Annotated in this window: 14 protein-coding genes; 8 read left to right on the forward strand and 6 right to left on the reverse strand. The window is 74.8% G+C overall.

The window, feature by feature from the left end:
• Positions 1 to 15: 15 nt before the first annotated feature.
• The 6 genes from ABD358_RS20625 to ABD358_RS20650 all read left to right on the forward strand — a co-directional run bounded on the left by ABD358_RS20625 (position 16) and on the right by ABD358_RS20650 (position 7,248).
• The gene (locus tag ABD358_RS20625; protein WP_344632571.1) at positions 16 to 1,356 is read left to right on the forward strand and encodes an ABC transporter substrate-binding protein; all 1,341 of its coding nucleotides are present in this window, start codon (positions 16 to 18) and stop codon (positions 1,354 to 1,356) included.
• Positions 1,357 to 1,521: 165 nt separating this feature from the next.
• Positions 1,522 to 2,358 (forward strand): rhamnogalacturonan acetylesterase, encoded by an 837-nt coding sequence (locus ABD358_RS20630; protein ID WP_344632572.1) that lies wholly within the window; start codon positions 1,522 to 1,524, stop codon positions 2,356 to 2,358.
• A gap of 69 nt (positions 2,359 to 2,427) precedes the next feature.
• Positions 2,428 to 3,798 carry a pectate lyase family protein gene (locus ABD358_RS20635; RefSeq protein ID WP_344632573.1) on the forward strand — a complete coding sequence of 457 codons (1,371 nt, stop codon included), beginning with the start codon at positions 2,428 to 2,430 and terminating at the stop codon, positions 3,796 to 3,798.
• Entirely contained in the window at positions 3,795 to 4,874 is a 1,080-nt protein-coding gene (locus ABD358_RS20640; RefSeq protein ID WP_344632574.1) for a pectinesterase family protein, read from the forward strand. Before ABD358_RS20635 ends, ABD358_RS20640 begins: the two co-directional genes overlap by 4 nt.
• Before the next feature lie 242 nt (positions 4,875 to 5,116).
• Positions 5,117 to 6,538, forward strand: coding sequence for an NCS2 family permease (locus tag ABD358_RS20645; protein ID WP_344632575.1), 1,422 nt, complete (start codon positions 5,117 to 5,119; stop codon positions 6,536 to 6,538).
• Between the two features lie 101 nt (positions 6,539 to 6,639).
• Positions 6,640 to 7,248, forward strand: a complete 609-nt coding sequence (locus ABD358_RS20650) for a carboxymuconolactone decarboxylase family protein (RefSeq protein ID WP_344632576.1) — start codon at positions 6,640 to 6,642, stop codon at positions 7,246 to 7,248.
• Here ABD358_RS20650 and ABD358_RS20655 read toward each other — a convergent pair.
• The 5 genes from ABD358_RS20655 to ABD358_RS20675 all read right to left on the reverse strand — a co-directional run bounded on the left by ABD358_RS20655 (position 7,212) and on the right by ABD358_RS20675 (position 11,092).
• Positions 7,212 to 7,889, reverse strand: coding sequence for a response regulator transcription factor (locus ABD358_RS20655; protein WP_344632577.1), 678 nt, complete (start codon positions 7,887 to 7,889; stop codon positions 7,212 to 7,214). The genes ABD358_RS20650 and ABD358_RS20655 overlap by 37 nt on opposite strands.
• Positions 7,886 to 9,127 (reverse strand): sensor histidine kinase, encoded by a 1,242-nt coding sequence (locus ABD358_RS20660; protein WP_344632649.1) that lies wholly within the window; start codon positions 9,125 to 9,127, stop codon positions 7,886 to 7,888. The genes ABD358_RS20655 and ABD358_RS20660 overlap by 4 nt, the downstream gene beginning before the upstream one ends.
• A gap of 77 nt (positions 9,128 to 9,204) precedes the next feature.
• Positions 9,205 to 9,930, reverse strand: coding sequence for a hypothetical protein (locus tag ABD358_RS20665; protein ID WP_344632578.1), 726 nt, complete (start codon positions 9,928 to 9,930; stop codon positions 9,205 to 9,207).
• A 24-nt stretch (positions 9,931 to 9,954) separates the two neighbouring features.
• Positions 9,955 to 10,218 (reverse strand): hypothetical protein, encoded by a 264-nt coding sequence (locus ABD358_RS20670; RefSeq protein WP_344632579.1) that lies wholly within the window; start codon positions 10,216 to 10,218, stop codon positions 9,955 to 9,957.
• A 79-nt stretch (positions 10,219 to 10,297) separates the two neighbouring features.
• Positions 10,298 to 11,092, reverse strand: a complete 795-nt coding sequence (locus tag ABD358_RS20675; protein WP_344632580.1) for an IclR family transcriptional regulator — start codon at positions 11,090 to 11,092, stop codon at positions 10,298 to 10,300.
• A 201-nt stretch (positions 11,093 to 11,293) separates the two neighbouring features.
• On the opposite strand from ABD358_RS20675, the gene ABD358_RS20680 reads away from it, so the two are divergent.
• Both ABD358_RS20680 and ABD358_RS20685 read left to right on the forward strand, forming a co-directional pair.
• Positions 11,294 to 12,823: an aldehyde dehydrogenase (NADP(+)) gene (locus tag ABD358_RS20680; RefSeq protein ID WP_344632581.1), complete on the forward strand. Its 1,530-nt coding sequence runs from the start codon at positions 11,294 to 11,296 to the stop codon at positions 12,821 to 12,823.
• A 134-nt stretch (positions 12,824 to 12,957) separates the two neighbouring features.
• On the forward strand, positions 12,958 to 14,007 hold the full coding sequence (locus tag ABD358_RS20685; protein ID WP_344632582.1) for an aminotransferase class V-fold PLP-dependent enzyme: 1,050 nt from the start codon (positions 12,958 to 12,960) through the stop codon (positions 14,005 to 14,007).
• Positions 14,008 to 14,026: 19 nt separating this feature from the next.
• On the opposite strand, the gene ABD358_RS20690 is transcribed toward ABD358_RS20685, so the two are convergent.
• Positions 14,027 to 15,058: a LacI family DNA-binding transcriptional regulator gene (locus tag ABD358_RS20690; protein ID WP_344632583.1), complete on the reverse strand. Its 1,032-nt coding sequence runs from the start codon at positions 15,056 to 15,058 to the stop codon at positions 14,027 to 14,029.
• Positions 15,059 to 15,069: the final 11 nt, after the last annotated feature.

The following is a 15,069-nucleotide window of genomic DNA, read 5'->3' on the forward strand; positions in this document are numbered from 1 at the left end:
AGAGAAGAGCCGACGATGAACCACGACATCCGCCGCAGATCCCGCTCCCTGCTGGCGCTGGGCATCAGCACCGCCCTCGCCCTCACCGCCACCGCCTGCGGCGGCTCGGAGACCGAGGCCGGCAGCGAGGGAGACGGCAAGGGCAAGATCGTCTTCTGGGACAACAACGGCGGTGTGCGCACCGACGTCTGGAAGAAGATCATCACCGAGTTCGAGAAGAAGAACCCGGACATCGACGTCGAGTACGTCGGCATACCGATCGCCGACGTGCAGTCCAAGTACGACACCGCCATCCAGGGCGGCGGCGACAGCCTCCCGGACGTCGGCATGGTCGGCACCGCCTACCTCGCCAACATCGTCGCCCAGGGCGCGCTGGAGCCGGTCGGCGACCGGATCGAGGACAGCCCCCTGAAGGGCAAACTGGTCAAGGGCATGGTCGACAGCGTCGAGGCCGCCGGCGGCCAGGACGGCGAGCTGTTCACCGTCCCCACCTCGGCCAACCAGGGCGTCCTGTGGTACCGCACGGACCTGTTCGACAAGGCCGGCCTGGAGCCCCCCGCCACCTGGGACGACTTCTACAAGGCCGCCGAGGAGCTGACGGACCGGAAGAACAACCGGTTCGGCTTCACCATCCGCGGCGGCGCGGGCTCCATCGCCCAGGCCCTGGAGATGATGTACGCCCAGTCCGGCATCGACAGCTTCTGGAAGGGCGACAAGACCACCGTCAACGACCCGGAGAACGTCGAGGCCCTGGAGAAGTACGCCGCCCTCTACAACAAGGTCACGCCCAAGGCCGACCTGAACAACGACTTCACCAAGATGGTCGCCACCTTCACCGGCGGCGAGGTCGGCATGCTCCAGCACAACCTGGGCTCCTACACCGACCACGTGAAGGCGTTCGGCGAGAAGGGCATCGGCGGACTGCCGATGCCGCCCGCCGAGGACGGCGGTCCCCGCACCCTGGTCTCCAACCCGGTCGACGGCCTCGGACTGTTCAAGTCGAGCAAGAACAAGGCCGCGGCCTGGAAGTTCATCGAGTTCGCCGCCTCGGCGGAGATGAACAGCCTCTGGAACGAGTCGGCCGGCGCCATCCCCGCCCACACCGACGCCGCGGACGACGAGTGGATCAACAAGGCCGAGCCCACCAAGACGGCCATGGAGTCGCTGGACGACCCCGACACCAGGATCGTCCAGCTCCCGTACTACCTGCCGGACTGGAACAGCATCAGCAAGGCCGACACCGAGCCCAACTTCCAGAAGCTCCTCCTGGGCCAGATGACCGCCAAGGAGTTCGCCGACGACCTGGCCGAGCGGCTCAACGAGGCGCAGACCGAGTGGAAGGAGCAGATGGGCTGACGCCCGGCCCGGACACAGGACCCGCCGCGCACCGCCGCGGCAGCGCACCGCGGCGGGGCGGACCCGCGCCGCCCCGCCGCACCCCCCGCCCCACGTCCATCCCACCCCCCACCCCCACACCCGCACGACCAGCCCGCACCCGGCATCCCACCGAGGGGGTACCCCATGCCCGTCTCCCGCCGCCGCGCGGCCGCCGCGCTCACCGCACTCCCGCTCGCCCTGACCGGCGCCCCCGCCGCACTCGCCCACGGACCCGGCCGCCCCCGCCGCCCCGGACGCGGGGGCACCGTGTACATCGCCGGCGACTCCACCGCGGCCCCCAAGACCGCCGACGCCGCCCCCGAGGCCGGCTGGGGCATGGCCCTCCACGCCTTCCTCGGCCGCACCTGGACGGTCGCCAACCACGCGGTCAACGGCCGCAGCTCCAAGAGCTTCCACGACGAAGGGCGGCTGGCCCCCATCCTGGAGGCCATCGCCCCGGGCGACCTGCTGCTCGTCCAGTTCGGCCACAACGACGAGAAGACCGACGACCCCGCCCGGGGCACCGACCCCCACACCACCTACCGGGACTACCTGCGCCGCTACCTCGACGGCGCCCGCGAACGCGGCGCCCGGCCCGTCCTCCTCACCCCCGTCGAGAGACGGCGCTTCGACACCGGCGGACACGCGAAACCCACCCACGGCGAATACCCCGCGGCGATGCGGGCCCTCGCCGCCGCCGAACGCGTCCCCCTGATCGACATCCAGGCCGCCAGCCTCGCCGCATGGGACCGGCTCGGCCCCGACGGCACCCTGGAGCTCTTCCTCCACCTCGCCCCCGGCGAACACCCCGACCACCCCGCCGGCAAACAGGACAACACCCACTTCCGGCCGCGCGGCGCCATCGAGGTCGCCCGCATGGTCGCCCGCGGCCTGAAGAAGCACGGACTGCCCCACCCGAACGCGGTCCGGCGGCTGGACGACGCCGTCCCCGAGACCGCGGTCGCCTGGCCGGCCGCCTGACACCGCGCCCGGACCACCCACCCCCACCCCCCACCGAACCCCTGTCCCACCATGCCCGAAGGAGCCGCAGTGCAAAGAAAAGTGTGCCAAGCGCGTATCGCAGTGCTGGCGGGGTGCGCCTCGCTCGCCCTGGCGGCCCTCGCCGTCCCCGCCCAGGCGACGCCGCGCCACGGCGGCGACCCGGCCCGCGCCGTCCTCCCCGAGGGCGACGGCTGGGCCTCGGCCGAGGGCGGCACCACCGGCGGCGCGGCGGCCGACGCCGACCACGTCTTCACCGTCACCGACCGCGCCGAACTGGTCGCGGCGCTGAACGGCGGCGACGACACCCCAAAGATCATCAAGATCAAGGGCACGATCCACGGCAACGCCGACGACCAGGGCAACCCGCTCACCTGCGAGGACTACCAGCGCGACGGCTACACCCTGGAGAAGTACCTCCAGGCGTACGACCCCGCGACCTGGGGGGACGCCGAGCCGTCGGGGCCGATGGAGGAGGCCCGCAGGGCGTCCGCCGCCGAGCAGGCCGAGCGGGTCAGGATAGAGGTCGGCTCCAACACCACCCTGATCGGCGTGGGCGACGACGCCACCCTGCTCGGCGCCAGCCTCCAGATCCGGGGCGCGGAGAACGTCATCGTCCGCAACATCACCTTCGAGGACACCTACGACTGCTTCCCGCAGTGGGACCCCACCGACGGCACCGACGGCGCCTGGAACTCCGAGTACGACAACGTCGTGGTGTACGGCTCCCGCCACGTCTGGCTCGACCACAACACCTTCACCGACGGGCGCCGCCCCGACAGCGCCCAGCCGCGCTACTTCGGGCAGCTCTTCCAGCAGCACGACGGCCTGCTCGACATCGTCCGCGGCGCCGACCTGGTGACCGCGAGCTGGAACGTCTTCGCCGAGCACGACAAGACCATCCTGATCGGCAACAGCGACAGCGCCACCGCCGACGACCGCGGCAAGCTGCGCACCACCTTCCACCACAACCTCTTCGAGGACGTCAACGAACGCGCCCCGCGCGTGCGCTTCGGCAAGGTGGACGCCTACAACAACCACTTCAAGCAGCACGCCGACGCCAAGTACGGCTACACCTGGGGCATCGGCAAGGAGGCCGCGCTCGTCGCCGAGCACAACGCCTTCACCCTCCACAAGGGCCTCACCCCGGCGGACACCATCCGCCAGTGGACCCCCGGCACCTCCATGACCGAGCGGAACAACTGGGTCAACGGCCGGTCCGTGGACCTGCTGGCCGCCCACAACGCCGCCAACCCCGACCGCCTCCTGGGCGACGACGCGGGCTGGAAGCCCACCCTGCGCACCCGCGTCCACCACCCCCTGGCCGTGCCGTACCTGGTGGACCGGCACGCCGGCGCCGGAGAGCTGAACGTCAAGGCCGGGAACAAGGCCGGGAACAAGGGCGGAAAGGGGCGCGGATGAGCACCACCCGCCGGGGCGCCCTCCTCGCCGGGGCCGGCGCCGCCCTCTCCCTGACCCTGGCCGGACGGGCCCACGCCGGTCCCGGCGGCCGGGCGAAGGGCCCCCGGCTGACCGTCGGCAGGGACGGCAGCGGCGACTTCACCACCGTGCAGGCCGCCGTCGACGCCACCCCCGACCACCCCCGGCAGCCCTGGACGATCGTCCTGGCCCCCGGCGTCTACCGCGAGACGGTGCAGATCCCGGAGGCCAAGACCGGGCTGACCCTGCTGGGCGGCACGGGCGACCCGCGCGACACCGTGATCGTCCACGACAACGCCGCGGGCACGCCGAAGCCGGACGGCTCCGGCACCTACGGCACCTCCGGCAGCGCCACGGTCACCGCCCGGCCCGACGGCTTCACAGCCCGCCGGATCACCTTCGCCAACGACTGGCTGCGGGCCGACCACCCGGAGATCACCAGCGGCACCCAGGCGGTGGCGATCAAGGTGATGGGCGACCGCTCGCTGTTCGACCGCTGCCGCTTCCTCGGCCACCAGGACACCCTGTACGCCGACACCCGCGACGCGCGGCTCACGGCCCGGCAGCTCTTCCACCGCTGCTACGTGGAGGGCGACGTGGACTTCGTCTTCGGACGGGCCACCGCCGTCCTCCACGGCTGCGAGCTGCGGACCCTGGACCGCGACGTGGACTTCACGCCGTACGGGTTCGTGTTCGCCCCGTCGACGGCGGCCGGCACCCGGTACGGGTACCTCGCCCACCGCTGCCGCTTCACCACCACCGCCCCGGCGGGCGCGTACAAGCTCGCCCGGCCCTGGGTGCCCAGCAGCGACCCGGACGCCCACCCGCGGCTGGTGGTCCGCGACAGCGTGCTGGGCGCCGGCATCGACGCCGGGGCGCCGTACGCGAACATGCGCGAGCAGTACCCCTGGCAGGGGTTCTTCTTCCGCGAGCACGCCAATCGCGGGCCGGGCGCGGCCGTCACCGACCCCGCGAACCGCCCGCAGCTCACCGCGGCCCAGGCCGCCGGGCACACCCCGGCCGCCTACCTCGGGGACTGGCGCCCCGCCGTCCGCTGACGGCCCGCCGCCGAGCACCCGATCCCCGCGCCCGCCCGGTCCGCACCGGGCGGGCGCGGGCGTTCCCGGCGATCCCCCGGGGCGCCGCGGCGCCCCGGGCCCGGCCCGCGGCTGTACGCGGCCCGCGCGGCGCGGAAAGGCCCTCCCCGCGCCGCGCAGGCCGTTACAAGGGCGTGATCCGGGTGACCCGCCCGGTGGGCGCGAGCACCCCCGCAGTACCGCCGGCACCACCGAGGAGAGCCATGTCCGCACCGACCGTCCCCCCGGTCCTCGAGCGTCTCTTCAAGATCGGGGAGCGGGGATCCACCGTCGGCAGGGAGGTGCGCGGCGGCGTCACCACGTTCTTCGCCATGGCCTACATCCTGGTGCTGAACCCGATCGTCCTGGGCGGGGCAGAGGACAAGTTCGGCAACCAGCTCTCGGGCGTCCAGCTGGTCACCGCGACCGCGCTGGTGGCCGCCGTGACGACCGTGCTGATGGGCCTGGCCGCCAACATCCCGCTGGCGCTCGCCGCCGGACTGGGCATCAACGCCCTGGTGGCCTACCAGATCGTCCCCACCATGAGCTGGCCCGACGCGATGGGACTGGTGGTCCTCTCCGGCGTCGTGGTCTGCGTCCTGGCCGTCACCGGCGTGCGCGAGGCGATCATGTACGCCGTCCCGCAGCAGATGAAGCAGGCCATCAGCGTCGGCATCGGCCTGTTCATCGCCTTCGTCGGCTTCGTCGACGCGGGCTTCACCACCCGCGCCCCCGGCGGGAGCGGTTCGGTGCCCGTCCGGCTCGGCGGCGACGGCACCCTGTCGGGCTGGCCCGTGCTCGTCTTCTGCCTGGGCGTGCTGCTGACCGCCGCCCTGCTGGTCCGCGGCGTCAACGGGGCCATCCTCATCGGCATCGTGGTGATGACCGCGGTCGCCGTGGCCGTCAACGAGATCGCCGGTCTCGCCCCCGAGGAGTGGGGCCTGACGGTGCCGTCCGTCCCCGAGGACGTGGTCGCGCTCCCCGACTTCGGGCTGGTCGGCGAGTTCAGCCTGTTCGGGGCGGTCGAGCAGGTCGGCACGCTGACCGTGGTGCTGCTGGTGTTCACGATCTTCCTCACCGACTTCTTCGACACCATGGGCACGGCGGTCGGCATCAGCAGCGAGGCCGGACTGCTGGACGAGGAGGGCCGGGTGCCGAACCTGGGGCGGCTGCTGTTCGTCGACGGGCTCGCCGCGGTCGCGGGCGGCGCGGCCTCGGCCTCGTCCAGCACCAGCTTCGTGGAGTCCGCCGCCGGGGTGGGCGAGGGCGCCCGCACCGGGCTGGCCAACCTCGTCACCGGCACCCTGTTCGCCCTGGCCCTCCTCCTGACCCCGCTGGCCACCGTGGTCCCCGCCCAGGCCGCCGCCCCCGCCCTGATCACGGTCGGCTTCCTGCTGATGGCCCAGGTGCGGAACATCGACTGGACGCACTTCGAGATCGCCGTCCCGGCCTTCCTCACCATCGCGGTGATGCCCTTCACGTACTCCATCACCAACGGCATCGGCGCGGGCTTCATCGCGTACCTGGTGCTCCAGGCCGTCGCCGGCAGGGCGCGCCGGGTGCCCTGGCTGCTGTGGCTGGTCGGCGGGCTGTTCGTCGTCTACTTCGCCATCGACCCGATCGAGCAGCTCCTGGGCGTGGACTGAGCCGGGCGGCGTTCCGCGGGTCCGCGGATGTCACGGAACGCGGGCCGCCGTCCGTCCCAGGGGTGAGACAGGCGAACGACACACCTCCAGGGAGGCACACCATGGCCCGCATCTCACTCGCCCCGCCCCGCGGCGTCCTCCTGCGCGTCGGCGAGTGGTACTCGCGGCGCAAGTACGGCAGGGTCCTCGACCCGGGGAAGGCCCTCGGGCACCACCGGAAGGTGCTGCTCGGCTACATCCGCCTCGAGCGGAGCGTCGCCGGGTGGCATGCGCTCGACCCCGTTCTGAAGCACCTGGCGGTGATGGCGTCCGCGGTCCGCATCGGCTGCTCGTGGTGCCTGGACTTCGGCCACTGGGAGGCCCGGGAGCTCGGGCTGCCGATGGAGAAGGTCCGCCACGTGCCCGTCTGGCGCGAGCACCGCGAGCTCTTCACCGACCTGGAGGCGCGGGTCATGGAGTACGCCGAGGCGATGACCGCCACCGGGCCGGAGGTCACCGACGGGATGGCGCGGGAGCTGGTCGGGCGGCTGGGCGAGGAGGCGTTCGTGGAGCTGACCGCGGTGGTGGCCGTGGAGAACCTGCGGTCGCGGATCAACAGCGCCTTCGGCCTGACCGGGCAGGGGTTCTCGGACCGCTGCGAGGTGCCGCCGCTGCCGCGGGACCGGGAGCCGGCTCAGCCGGGGCCGGGGGTGACGAACCCGCTCTCGTAGGCGGTGACGACCGCCTGGGTGCGGTCCCGGGCGCCGAGCTTGGCGAGGACGGCGGCCACGTGGCTCTTCACCGTGGCCGCCCCCACCGCCATCCGGTCGGCGATCTCGGCGTTCGACAGGCCCTGGGCCATCAGGCGCAGCACCTCCGCCTCGCGGCCGGTCAGCCGGGCCCGCAGCCCTTCGCCGCGGCGGGCGGGGGCGTGGCGGGAGGCCAGGGAGCGGACGGCCGAGGGGAAGAGGAGGCTGTCGCCGTGGGCCGCCAGCCGCACGGCCGCCACCAGCTCCCCGGCGGCGGACCGCTTGAGGAGGAAGCCCGCGGCGCCGGCCCGCAGCGCGTCCCAGACGTGGGAGTCGTTCTCGAAGGTGGTCACCACGACGATCCGCGGGGCCCGGTCGCCCATGTCCTCCAGGAGCAGTTCGGTGGCGCGGATGCCGTCCACCCCGGGCATCCGCACGTCCATCAGGACGACGTCGGGGCGCAGGGCGCGGACGACCGCGACCGCCTCGGCGCCCGTCGCCGCCTCGCCGACGACCTCCATGTCGTCCTGGGCGCCGAGGATCGCCCGCAGCGCGGTGCGGACCAGGAGTTCGTCGTCGGCCAGGACGATCCGCAGCGGGCTTTCGGCCCCCGGCCCGTTCACCGGTTGTCCCGCAGGGGGAGGCGGACGGTCAGCCGCCAGCGGCCGTCGTACGCGCCTGCCTCGGCCGAGCCGCCCAGTGCGGCGGCCCGCTCCCCGATGCCGCGCAGGCCCGTGCCGCCGCCGCGCCGGGGGCGGCGCGGGCCGTCCTCGGGGAGTGCCGGGTTCTCCACGGTGATCACCAGTTTCCTGTCGTCGGGACGGCCGGAACCGCCGGAGCCGTCGGGGCCGCCGGGCCTGTCGGGACCGTCGAGGGCGAGGGAGACGGCGACGGGCACCCGGCCCGCGTGCCGCAGGGCGTTGGCCAGACCCTCCTGGACGATGCGGTACGCCTCCCGGGAGAGGAGCACGGGCAGGGTGCCGAGGATTTCCGCCGCGGGGCCGGACGCGGTGAGGGCGACCGGGACGCCGCCCGCGCGGGTGGTCTCCAGCAGGCCGTCCAGGCCGGCCAGCGTCGGTCCGGCCGGGGCACGGGACGGTTCCTCGCCGTCGCGGAGCATCCCCAGGACGGCGTCGAGTTCGCCGGTGGTGCGCCGGGCGGTCTCCTCGATCGCGGCCAGTGCCCGGCGGACGAACGCCGGGTCGGAGTCGAGCACGGTGCGGGCCGCGCCCGCCTGGAGGGCCACCGCGCTCAGCGCGTGCCCGACGGAGTCGTGCAGCTCGCGGGCGAGCCGGTCGCGGGCGGCGAGGGCGGCGGCCCGGGCCTCGGCGGCGGCCAGCCGGTCGGCGGGCGTCGGGCCCAGCAGGGCGGGGGCGCAGCGGTCCAGCAGCGCCCCGGCTCCCCACACCGCCGCCGCCAGTGCGGCGAGCAGGGCGGCTCCGGCCGCCGGGGCCGTCCACAGGGCGGCCCCGGCGGTGTCCCCGTACCAGCCCCAGTCCAGCTTCCGCAGTCCCGGGGAGAGCGGCAGCGTCACCAGGACCGCCGCCGCGGGCGGGATGGCCAGCGACGCGCCGCTGACCAGGGCGCCCAGGCCGAGGTGGAGGGTGAACCAGGCCGCCGTGCGGCGGCGTGCGGCCCACGAGTCGGCCGGTGCGGGGACCGGTTCCGCCTCCGGCGCCGTGCACAGCACCCGGGCGGCGGCGCTCTCCAGGGTCCGCACCGGGGGGAGGAGCAGCGCGGTCGCGGTGACCAGGGGCAGGGCCAGCGCGTAGGCCGCGAGCTGCCGGCCCGGGTGACGGAAGGGGTCGGAGTCGGGGACGGCCACGCTCATCGCGACCGTCGCCAGCAGGAAGTACGGCATCAGCAGCGCGCCGCCCAGCAGCAGGTTGGCCCAGCGCAGTCGCAGCCGCCGCACGACGCCCCTCCCGTCCGTTCGGCTCACCGCCCGGCCGACCGTTCGGCGAACAGGTGGGCGCCGGCGGTGAGGACGAGGACCCCCACGAGCACCTCCACAGCGTAGACCAGCGTCATCAGCGCGGTGGGCTGCTGCGACGGATCCACCACCCCCTCGTTGAACGTTCCGGTCAGCAGCGTCCAGCCGCCCCGGGTGGCCAGGACCGCGCTGGCGGCCCAGGCCAGGGCGACCGCCGTGCGCAGCCGTGTCCGCCCCGCCCGGCCCGTGTGGAAGGCGAGCAGCAGCACACCGGCCGCGGCGGCGGCCGCGGACAGCCCGTCCAGGCCCGCCAGCAGCCGGAAGGTGCCGTCGTTCCGCTCGGCCTGGTACGGGGAGAGACCGGCCGTGGCGCCGGCGGCCCACAGCAGGTACGCGGCCATCGGCAGCAGCGCAGCGCCGGCCGCCGCCACGGCCGTCGCCCGCCGTGCGGGGGCGGTGGGGGAGGAGGCGGGCAGACCGGCGAGCCGGCCGCGCAGCAGGTGCCCCCAGCGGTCGCGCACGTACAGCGCGGACAGCCCGCCCAGGGCCAGGGCCTGGACGCCGAAGCCGGTGTAGACCACCGTGAAGACCCAGCCGTCCAGGGACCGCGCGGCCTCCGCGGCGACGGCCCCTCCGCCGTCGCCGGAGAGCGCCTGGAGCAGCGAGTGCAGGGGGAGGACCACGACGATCGGTGCGAGCAGGCCGGTGGCGGCCCACAGGGGCAGGGCCACCGTCCAGGCGGGCAGGCGTCTGCCCTAGGGGAGGGTCAGGGCGAGGGCGAGGACGACGACCGCGGCGTCCATGGCCAGGGTGAGGGAGTTGACGAGCAGCATCGCGGTGGCGTTCTCGGGGGCGAGGAGTTCGCTGCCCTCGGGGATGCCGATGTGGCTGCCGGTCAGCCAGGCGGTCTTGATGGCCAGGTACGGCAGGCAGGCGGCGATGGCGACGGCGCGCAGCGCCCTGCGCGGGGCGGTGGCGGGCGGGACGGCCGCCGGGGCCGGGGCGGTGTCGGTTGTCATGCCTCCACGCTCCCGCCGCGCACCCCCGTCCGGGATCCTGCCCGCAGGGGAACCGTCTCCCCCGCGCGGGGGAGACGGCCTACAACCTCCGGGTGGCCAGGGTCAGGCGCTCCCGCGCGTCGAACAGGGCCTCCTTGATGGTCTGTTCGTGGGCGGGGGTGAGCCGCGCCACCGGCACCGAGCAGCTGACGGCGTCCCGGGCGGGGGTGCGGTAGGGGATGGCGACGCCGAAGCAGCGCAGGCCCAGGGTGTTCTCCTCGCGGTCCACGGCGTAGCCCTGCTCGCGGACCTGGCGGAGTTCCTCGATGAGCTTCTCGCGGTCGGTGATGGTGTGCTCGGTCAGCGGGGTCAGGGTCTCCGGGAGCATCGAGCGGAGCTGGTCGTCGTCGTAGGTCGCCAGCAGCGCCTTGCCCAGCGAGGTGGCGTGCGCGGGCAGCCGCCGCCCGACCCGGGTGAAGGGGCGCAGGTAGTGCTGGGACTGGCGGGTGGCCAGGTAGACGACGTCGGCGCCGTCCAGGCGGGCGAGGTGGATGGTCTCGGTGGTGTCGTCGGAGAGCCGGTCCAGGGTGGGCCGGGCGGCGGCGACGACCTCGTCGCCGTCGATGTAGGAGGTGCCGACCAGCAGGGCGCGCACGCCGATGCCGTAGCGGGTGCCGGTGGCGTCCGTCTCGATCCAGCCCAGGTCCACCAGGGTGCGCAGCAGCATGTAGAGGCTGGACTTGGGGTAGCCGACGGCCTCCTGGACGGCTGCCAGGGAGTGCATGCCGGGCTGCCCGGCGAAGAACTCCAGCAGCTCCACCGTGCGCACCGCCGACTTGACCTGCCCGCCCGCCTCCGGTTTCCCACCGGGGGCGCCCCCGCGCGCTGACGGCATCGACCTTGACCCTTTCGCTCGCCCGGACATAGAGTCCCACATGGTTATTCACACTCAGGGACGCTGTTCAGCATATCGAACAAGGTCCCCGGGGGACAGCCCCGGACGTCCGGATCACCGGACGCGGCGTCCCACCGACGGAAGCGGCCGGGAGCCGCCCGCGCCGTCAGCAGTCAGCCGTCCGGCAGGAGGAGTTCAGCGGTGGCAGTACCAGTGTGGAGTGTCGACCCCAGGACCGGGAAGCAGCGCGAGCAGGTCGCCGTCGAGGCCACGGCCGCCGACGTCGACGCGGCCGTGCGGGCCGCCCACGCCGCCCGCGGCGCGCTGGCCGACCGCACCGCCCGCATCGCCCTGCTGCGCGCGGCCGCCGAGGAGCTGGAGGCCGCCCGCGAGGAGATCGTGGCCGAGGCGGACGCCGAGACGGCCCTGGGCGAGGTGCGGCTGAACGGCGAACTGGCCCGCACCGCCTTCCAGCTGCGGGCCTTCGCCGACGAGGTCGCCGACGGGGGATACCTGGACGTCGTCATCGACCACGCCGACGCCTCGCTGACCCCGCCCCGGCCCGACCTGCGCCGCTACAAGATCCCGCTGGGCGTGGTGGCCGTCTACGCCGCCTCCAACTTCCCCCTGGCCTTCTCCGTGCCCGGCGGCGACACCGCCAGCGCGCTCGCCGCGGGCTGCCCGGTCGTCGTCAAGGCGCACCCGGACCACCCGGCCACCTCCGAGCTGTGCGCCGCCGCGCTGCGCCGCGCCGCCGCCCGCACGGGGCTGCCCGAGGACGTCGTCACCGTGGTGCACGGCTTCGACGCGGGCGTGGAACTGGTGAAGCACCCGCTGGTCGCGGCGGCCGGGTTCACCGGCTCCGTCCGCGGCGGCCGGGCCCTGTTCGACGCCGCCGCCGCCCGCCCCGACCCCATCCCCTTCCACGGCGAGCTGGGCAGCCTCAACCCGGTGGTCGTCACCGAGGAGGCGGCGAAGGAGCGCGCCGAGCAGATCGGCGAGGGCCTGGCCGGGTCGATGACCATGGGCTGCGGGCAGTTCTGCACCAAGCCCGGACTGGTCCTCACCCCCGGGGGCGAGGCCGGCGACCGCCTGCTGAAGGCCCTGGCCGACTCCGTCGCCGGGGCCTCGCCCGGGCCGCTGCTGGACACCCGGATGCGGGAGGCGTTCCTCGCCGGGGTCAGGGCCCGCGCCGAGCTGGAGGGCGTGACGGCCCCGGTCGCCGCGGCCGAGGGCGAGGGGCAGGCCGTGGGCGCCGGCTTCCTCACCGTGGACGCCGAGCGGCTCGCCTCCGGAGGCCCGTACGAGCTGCTGCTGGAGGAGTGCTTCGGCCCGGTCACCGTCGTCGCCCGCTACCGCGACGCCGACGAGGTCGGCGACGTGCTCGCGAAGCTGCCCGGCAACCTCACCGCCACCCTCCACCTCGGCGAGGAGGAGGCCGGACGGGAGGACGGCACCGCCGCCCGGCTGCTGGCCGAGCTGACCCCGCTGGCCGGACGCGTCCTGGTCAACGGCTGGCCCACCGGCGTCGCGGTCGCCCCGGCCCAGCACCACGGCGGCCCCTACCCGGCCACCACCTCCACCTCCACCTCGGTGGGCGCCACGGCCATCGAGCGCTGGCTGCGCCCGGTCGTCTACCAGGACACCCCGCAGGCGCTGCTGCCGCCGGAGCTGCGGGAGGACAACCCCCTCGGCCTGCCGCGCCGCGTCGACGGCCGCCGCGAGGGCTGACGCCCGGACGAGGTCCGTCCGCCGGACGCTCCCCCGGGGGCGTCCGGCGGACACGGGAGGGACGCTTCCCCCGCCCCGTTCGCCGGACGCAAATCGGATGGACAGCCGGGAGCCGGGGCGGGACAGTGGCGTCCATGGAGAACCCCCTGTCGGGCGCCGAGTTCGCGCCGGAGACCGTCTACCTCAACACCGCCTCCCACGGCCTGCTGCCCGTCCGCACCGCCGACGCCGTCCGGGCGGCGGTGGACGAGACGGTCCGCGGGCGGGTCGACATGACGCGCTGGTTCGCCGTGGTCGAGGAGGCGCGGACCCGCTTCGCCCGCCTCGCCGGGGTGGCCCCCGCCCGGGTGGCGCTCGGCTCGACCGTCGCCCAGCAGGTCGCGCTGGTCGCCGCCGCGCTGCCGCCCGGCGCCGAGGTGCTGGTCGCGGCCGGCGACTTCAGCTCCCTGGTCAACCCCTTCGCCGTGCGAGGCGACCTCAAGCTGCGCACCGCTCCCCTGGAGGACCTGCCGGACGCCGTCCGCCCCGGCACCGCCCTGGTCGCGGTCAGCGCCGTGCAGTCGGCCGACGGCCGCGTCGCCGACCTCGGCGCCCTCGCCGCCGCGGCCCGGGAGCACGGCGCCCGCACCCTGGTCGACGCCACCCAGGCCACCGGCTGGCTGCCGCTGGACCACGGCGCCTTCGACTACACGGTGTGCGGCGCCTACAAGTGGCTGGTGTCCCCGCGCGGCGTGTGCTTCCTCACCGTGCCCGGGGACGGCGGCGGCCTGACGCCGCTCCAGGCCGGCTGGGTCGCGGGGGAGAGGCCCTGGGACAGCTGCTACGGCGTGGTGGAGGAACTCGCCGGCTCCGCCCGCCGGTTCGACACCGCCCCGGCGTTCCTGCCCTACCTCGGCGCCGAGCGCTCCCTGGCCCTGATCGAGGAGATCGGCCCGGAGGCGATCCGCGCCCACAACCGCGCGCTGGCCGACCGCTTCCGCGCCGGCCTCGCCGAGCTGGGCCACCGTCCCGTGCCCGGCGACTCGGCGATCGTCGCCGTGCCCGGCCTGGGGGACGCCTCGGCGTCCCTGAAGGAGGCCGGCGTGGAGGTCTCGGTGCGGGCGGGGAACCTGCGGGCCGCGTTCCACCTGTACAACACGGCCGGGGACGTGGACCGGCTGCTGGCGGCGCTGTCCGGGGCGTGACGCCCCGGACGGCGGGCCCTCAGGCCGACTCCCGGCGCACCAGCTCGGTCGGCAGGACGACCGCCGAGGGCTCCTCGCCGCCGATCAGACCGATCAGCACCCGCACCATCTCGGAGCTGATCCGGTCCCACGGCTGGCGGATGGTGGTCAGCTCCGGGAGGCCGGAGACGGCGGCGGGGGAGTCGTCGAACCCCCCGACCGCCACGTCCTGCGGCACCCGGCGCCCGGCCCGCTCCAGCACGGTCAGCGCGCCGCGCGCCATCAGGTCGGAGGCGACGAACAGCGCGTCCAGGTCCGGGACCCGCTCCAGCAGCTCGGCCGCGGCCCGCTCCCCGCCGGCGCGGCTGTAGTCGCCGTGGGCGACCAGCTCCTCGCCGGCCGGCAGCCCGGCCTCGGTCAGCACCTCGCGCCAGCCGGCCAGACGCTCCACACCGCCGGGGGTGTCCATCGGCCCGGCGACCGTGGCGATCCGGCGCCGGCCGAGGGAGACCAGGTGCCGCACCATCTCCCGGGCGCCGTCCCGGTCGTCGGCGGCCACATGGGCCAGCCTGGCGGTGCGCCCCTTCCGGCCGATCGGCTTGCCGCAGGCGACGACCGGTATCCCGGCCTCGACGAGCTGCTCGGCGACCGGGTCCCCGGTGTGGCTGGAGACCAGCAGCACCCCGTCGACGTGCCCGGCGGTGACGTAGCGCGTGACGCGGCGCCGCTCGGCGGGCGTGCCGGCGATCATCAGCAGCAGCGGGATGTCGTGCGCGGCGAGCGCCTGGGTGCAGCCGCGCAGCAGCACGTTGAAGTTGGGGTCCTCGAAGAGCTTCTCCTGGGGCTCGGTGAGGAGGAAGGCCACCGAGTCCGAACGGCCCGTGATGAGGCTGCGGGCGTGCCGGTTGACGACGTAGCCGGTCTTGCGGATCGCCGCCCTGACCGCCTCGGCGGCGGCCGGGCTGACGTTGTGCCCCCCGTTGAGGACCCGCGAGACCGTGCCCCGGGAGACCCCGGCCACCCGCGCCACGTCGTGGATCGTCGGCGGGCGCCGCCGTCCGGTGCTGCTCATGCGGTGTCTCT

Origin of the sequence: Streptomyces glaucosporus, from assembly GCF_039533345.1 — a bacterium.
GTDB lineage: Bacteria > Actinomycetota > Actinomycetes > Streptomycetales > Streptomycetaceae > Streptomyces > Streptomyces glaucosporus.

Excerpts from the sequence above, each read along its gene's own strand:
- ABD358_RS20650 (WP_344632576.1), top strand. The coding sequence starts at position 6,640 with ATGGCCCGCATCTCACTCGCCCCGCCCCGCGGCGTCCTCCTGCGCGTC.
- ABD358_RS20660 (WP_344632649.1), bottom strand. The coding sequence starts at position 9,127 with ATGCCGTACTTCCTGCTGGCGACGGTCGCGATGAGCGTGGCCGTCCCC.
- ABD358_RS20690 (WP_344632583.1), bottom strand. The coding sequence starts at position 15,058 with ATGAGCAGCACCGGACGGCGGCGCCCGCCGACGATCCACGACGTGGCG.
- ABD358_RS20625 (WP_344632571.1), top strand. The coding sequence starts at position 16 with ATGAACCACGACATCCGCCGCAGATCCCGCTCCCTGCTGGCGCTGGGC.
- ABD358_RS20670 (WP_344632579.1), bottom strand. The coding sequence starts at position 10,218 with ATGACAACCGACACCGCCCCGGCCCCGGCGGCCGTCCCGCCCGCCACC.
- ABD358_RS20640 (WP_344632574.1), top strand. The coding sequence starts at position 3,795 with ATGAGCACCACCCGCCGGGGCGCCCTCCTCGCCGGGGCCGGCGCCGCC.
- ABD358_RS20685 (WP_344632582.1), top strand. The coding sequence starts at position 12,958 with ATGGAGAACCCCCTGTCGGGCGCCGAGTTCGCGCCGGAGACCGTCTAC.
- ABD358_RS20630 (WP_344632572.1), top strand. The coding sequence starts at position 1,522 with ATGCCCGTCTCCCGCCGCCGCGCGGCCGCCGCGCTCACCGCACTCCCG.
- ABD358_RS20645 (WP_344632575.1), top strand. The coding sequence starts at position 5,117 with ATGTCCGCACCGACCGTCCCCCCGGTCCTCGAGCGTCTCTTCAAGATC.
- ABD358_RS20675 (WP_344632580.1), bottom strand. The coding sequence starts at position 11,092 with ATGCCGTCAGCGCGCGGGGGCGCCCCCGGTGGGAAACCGGAGGCGGGC.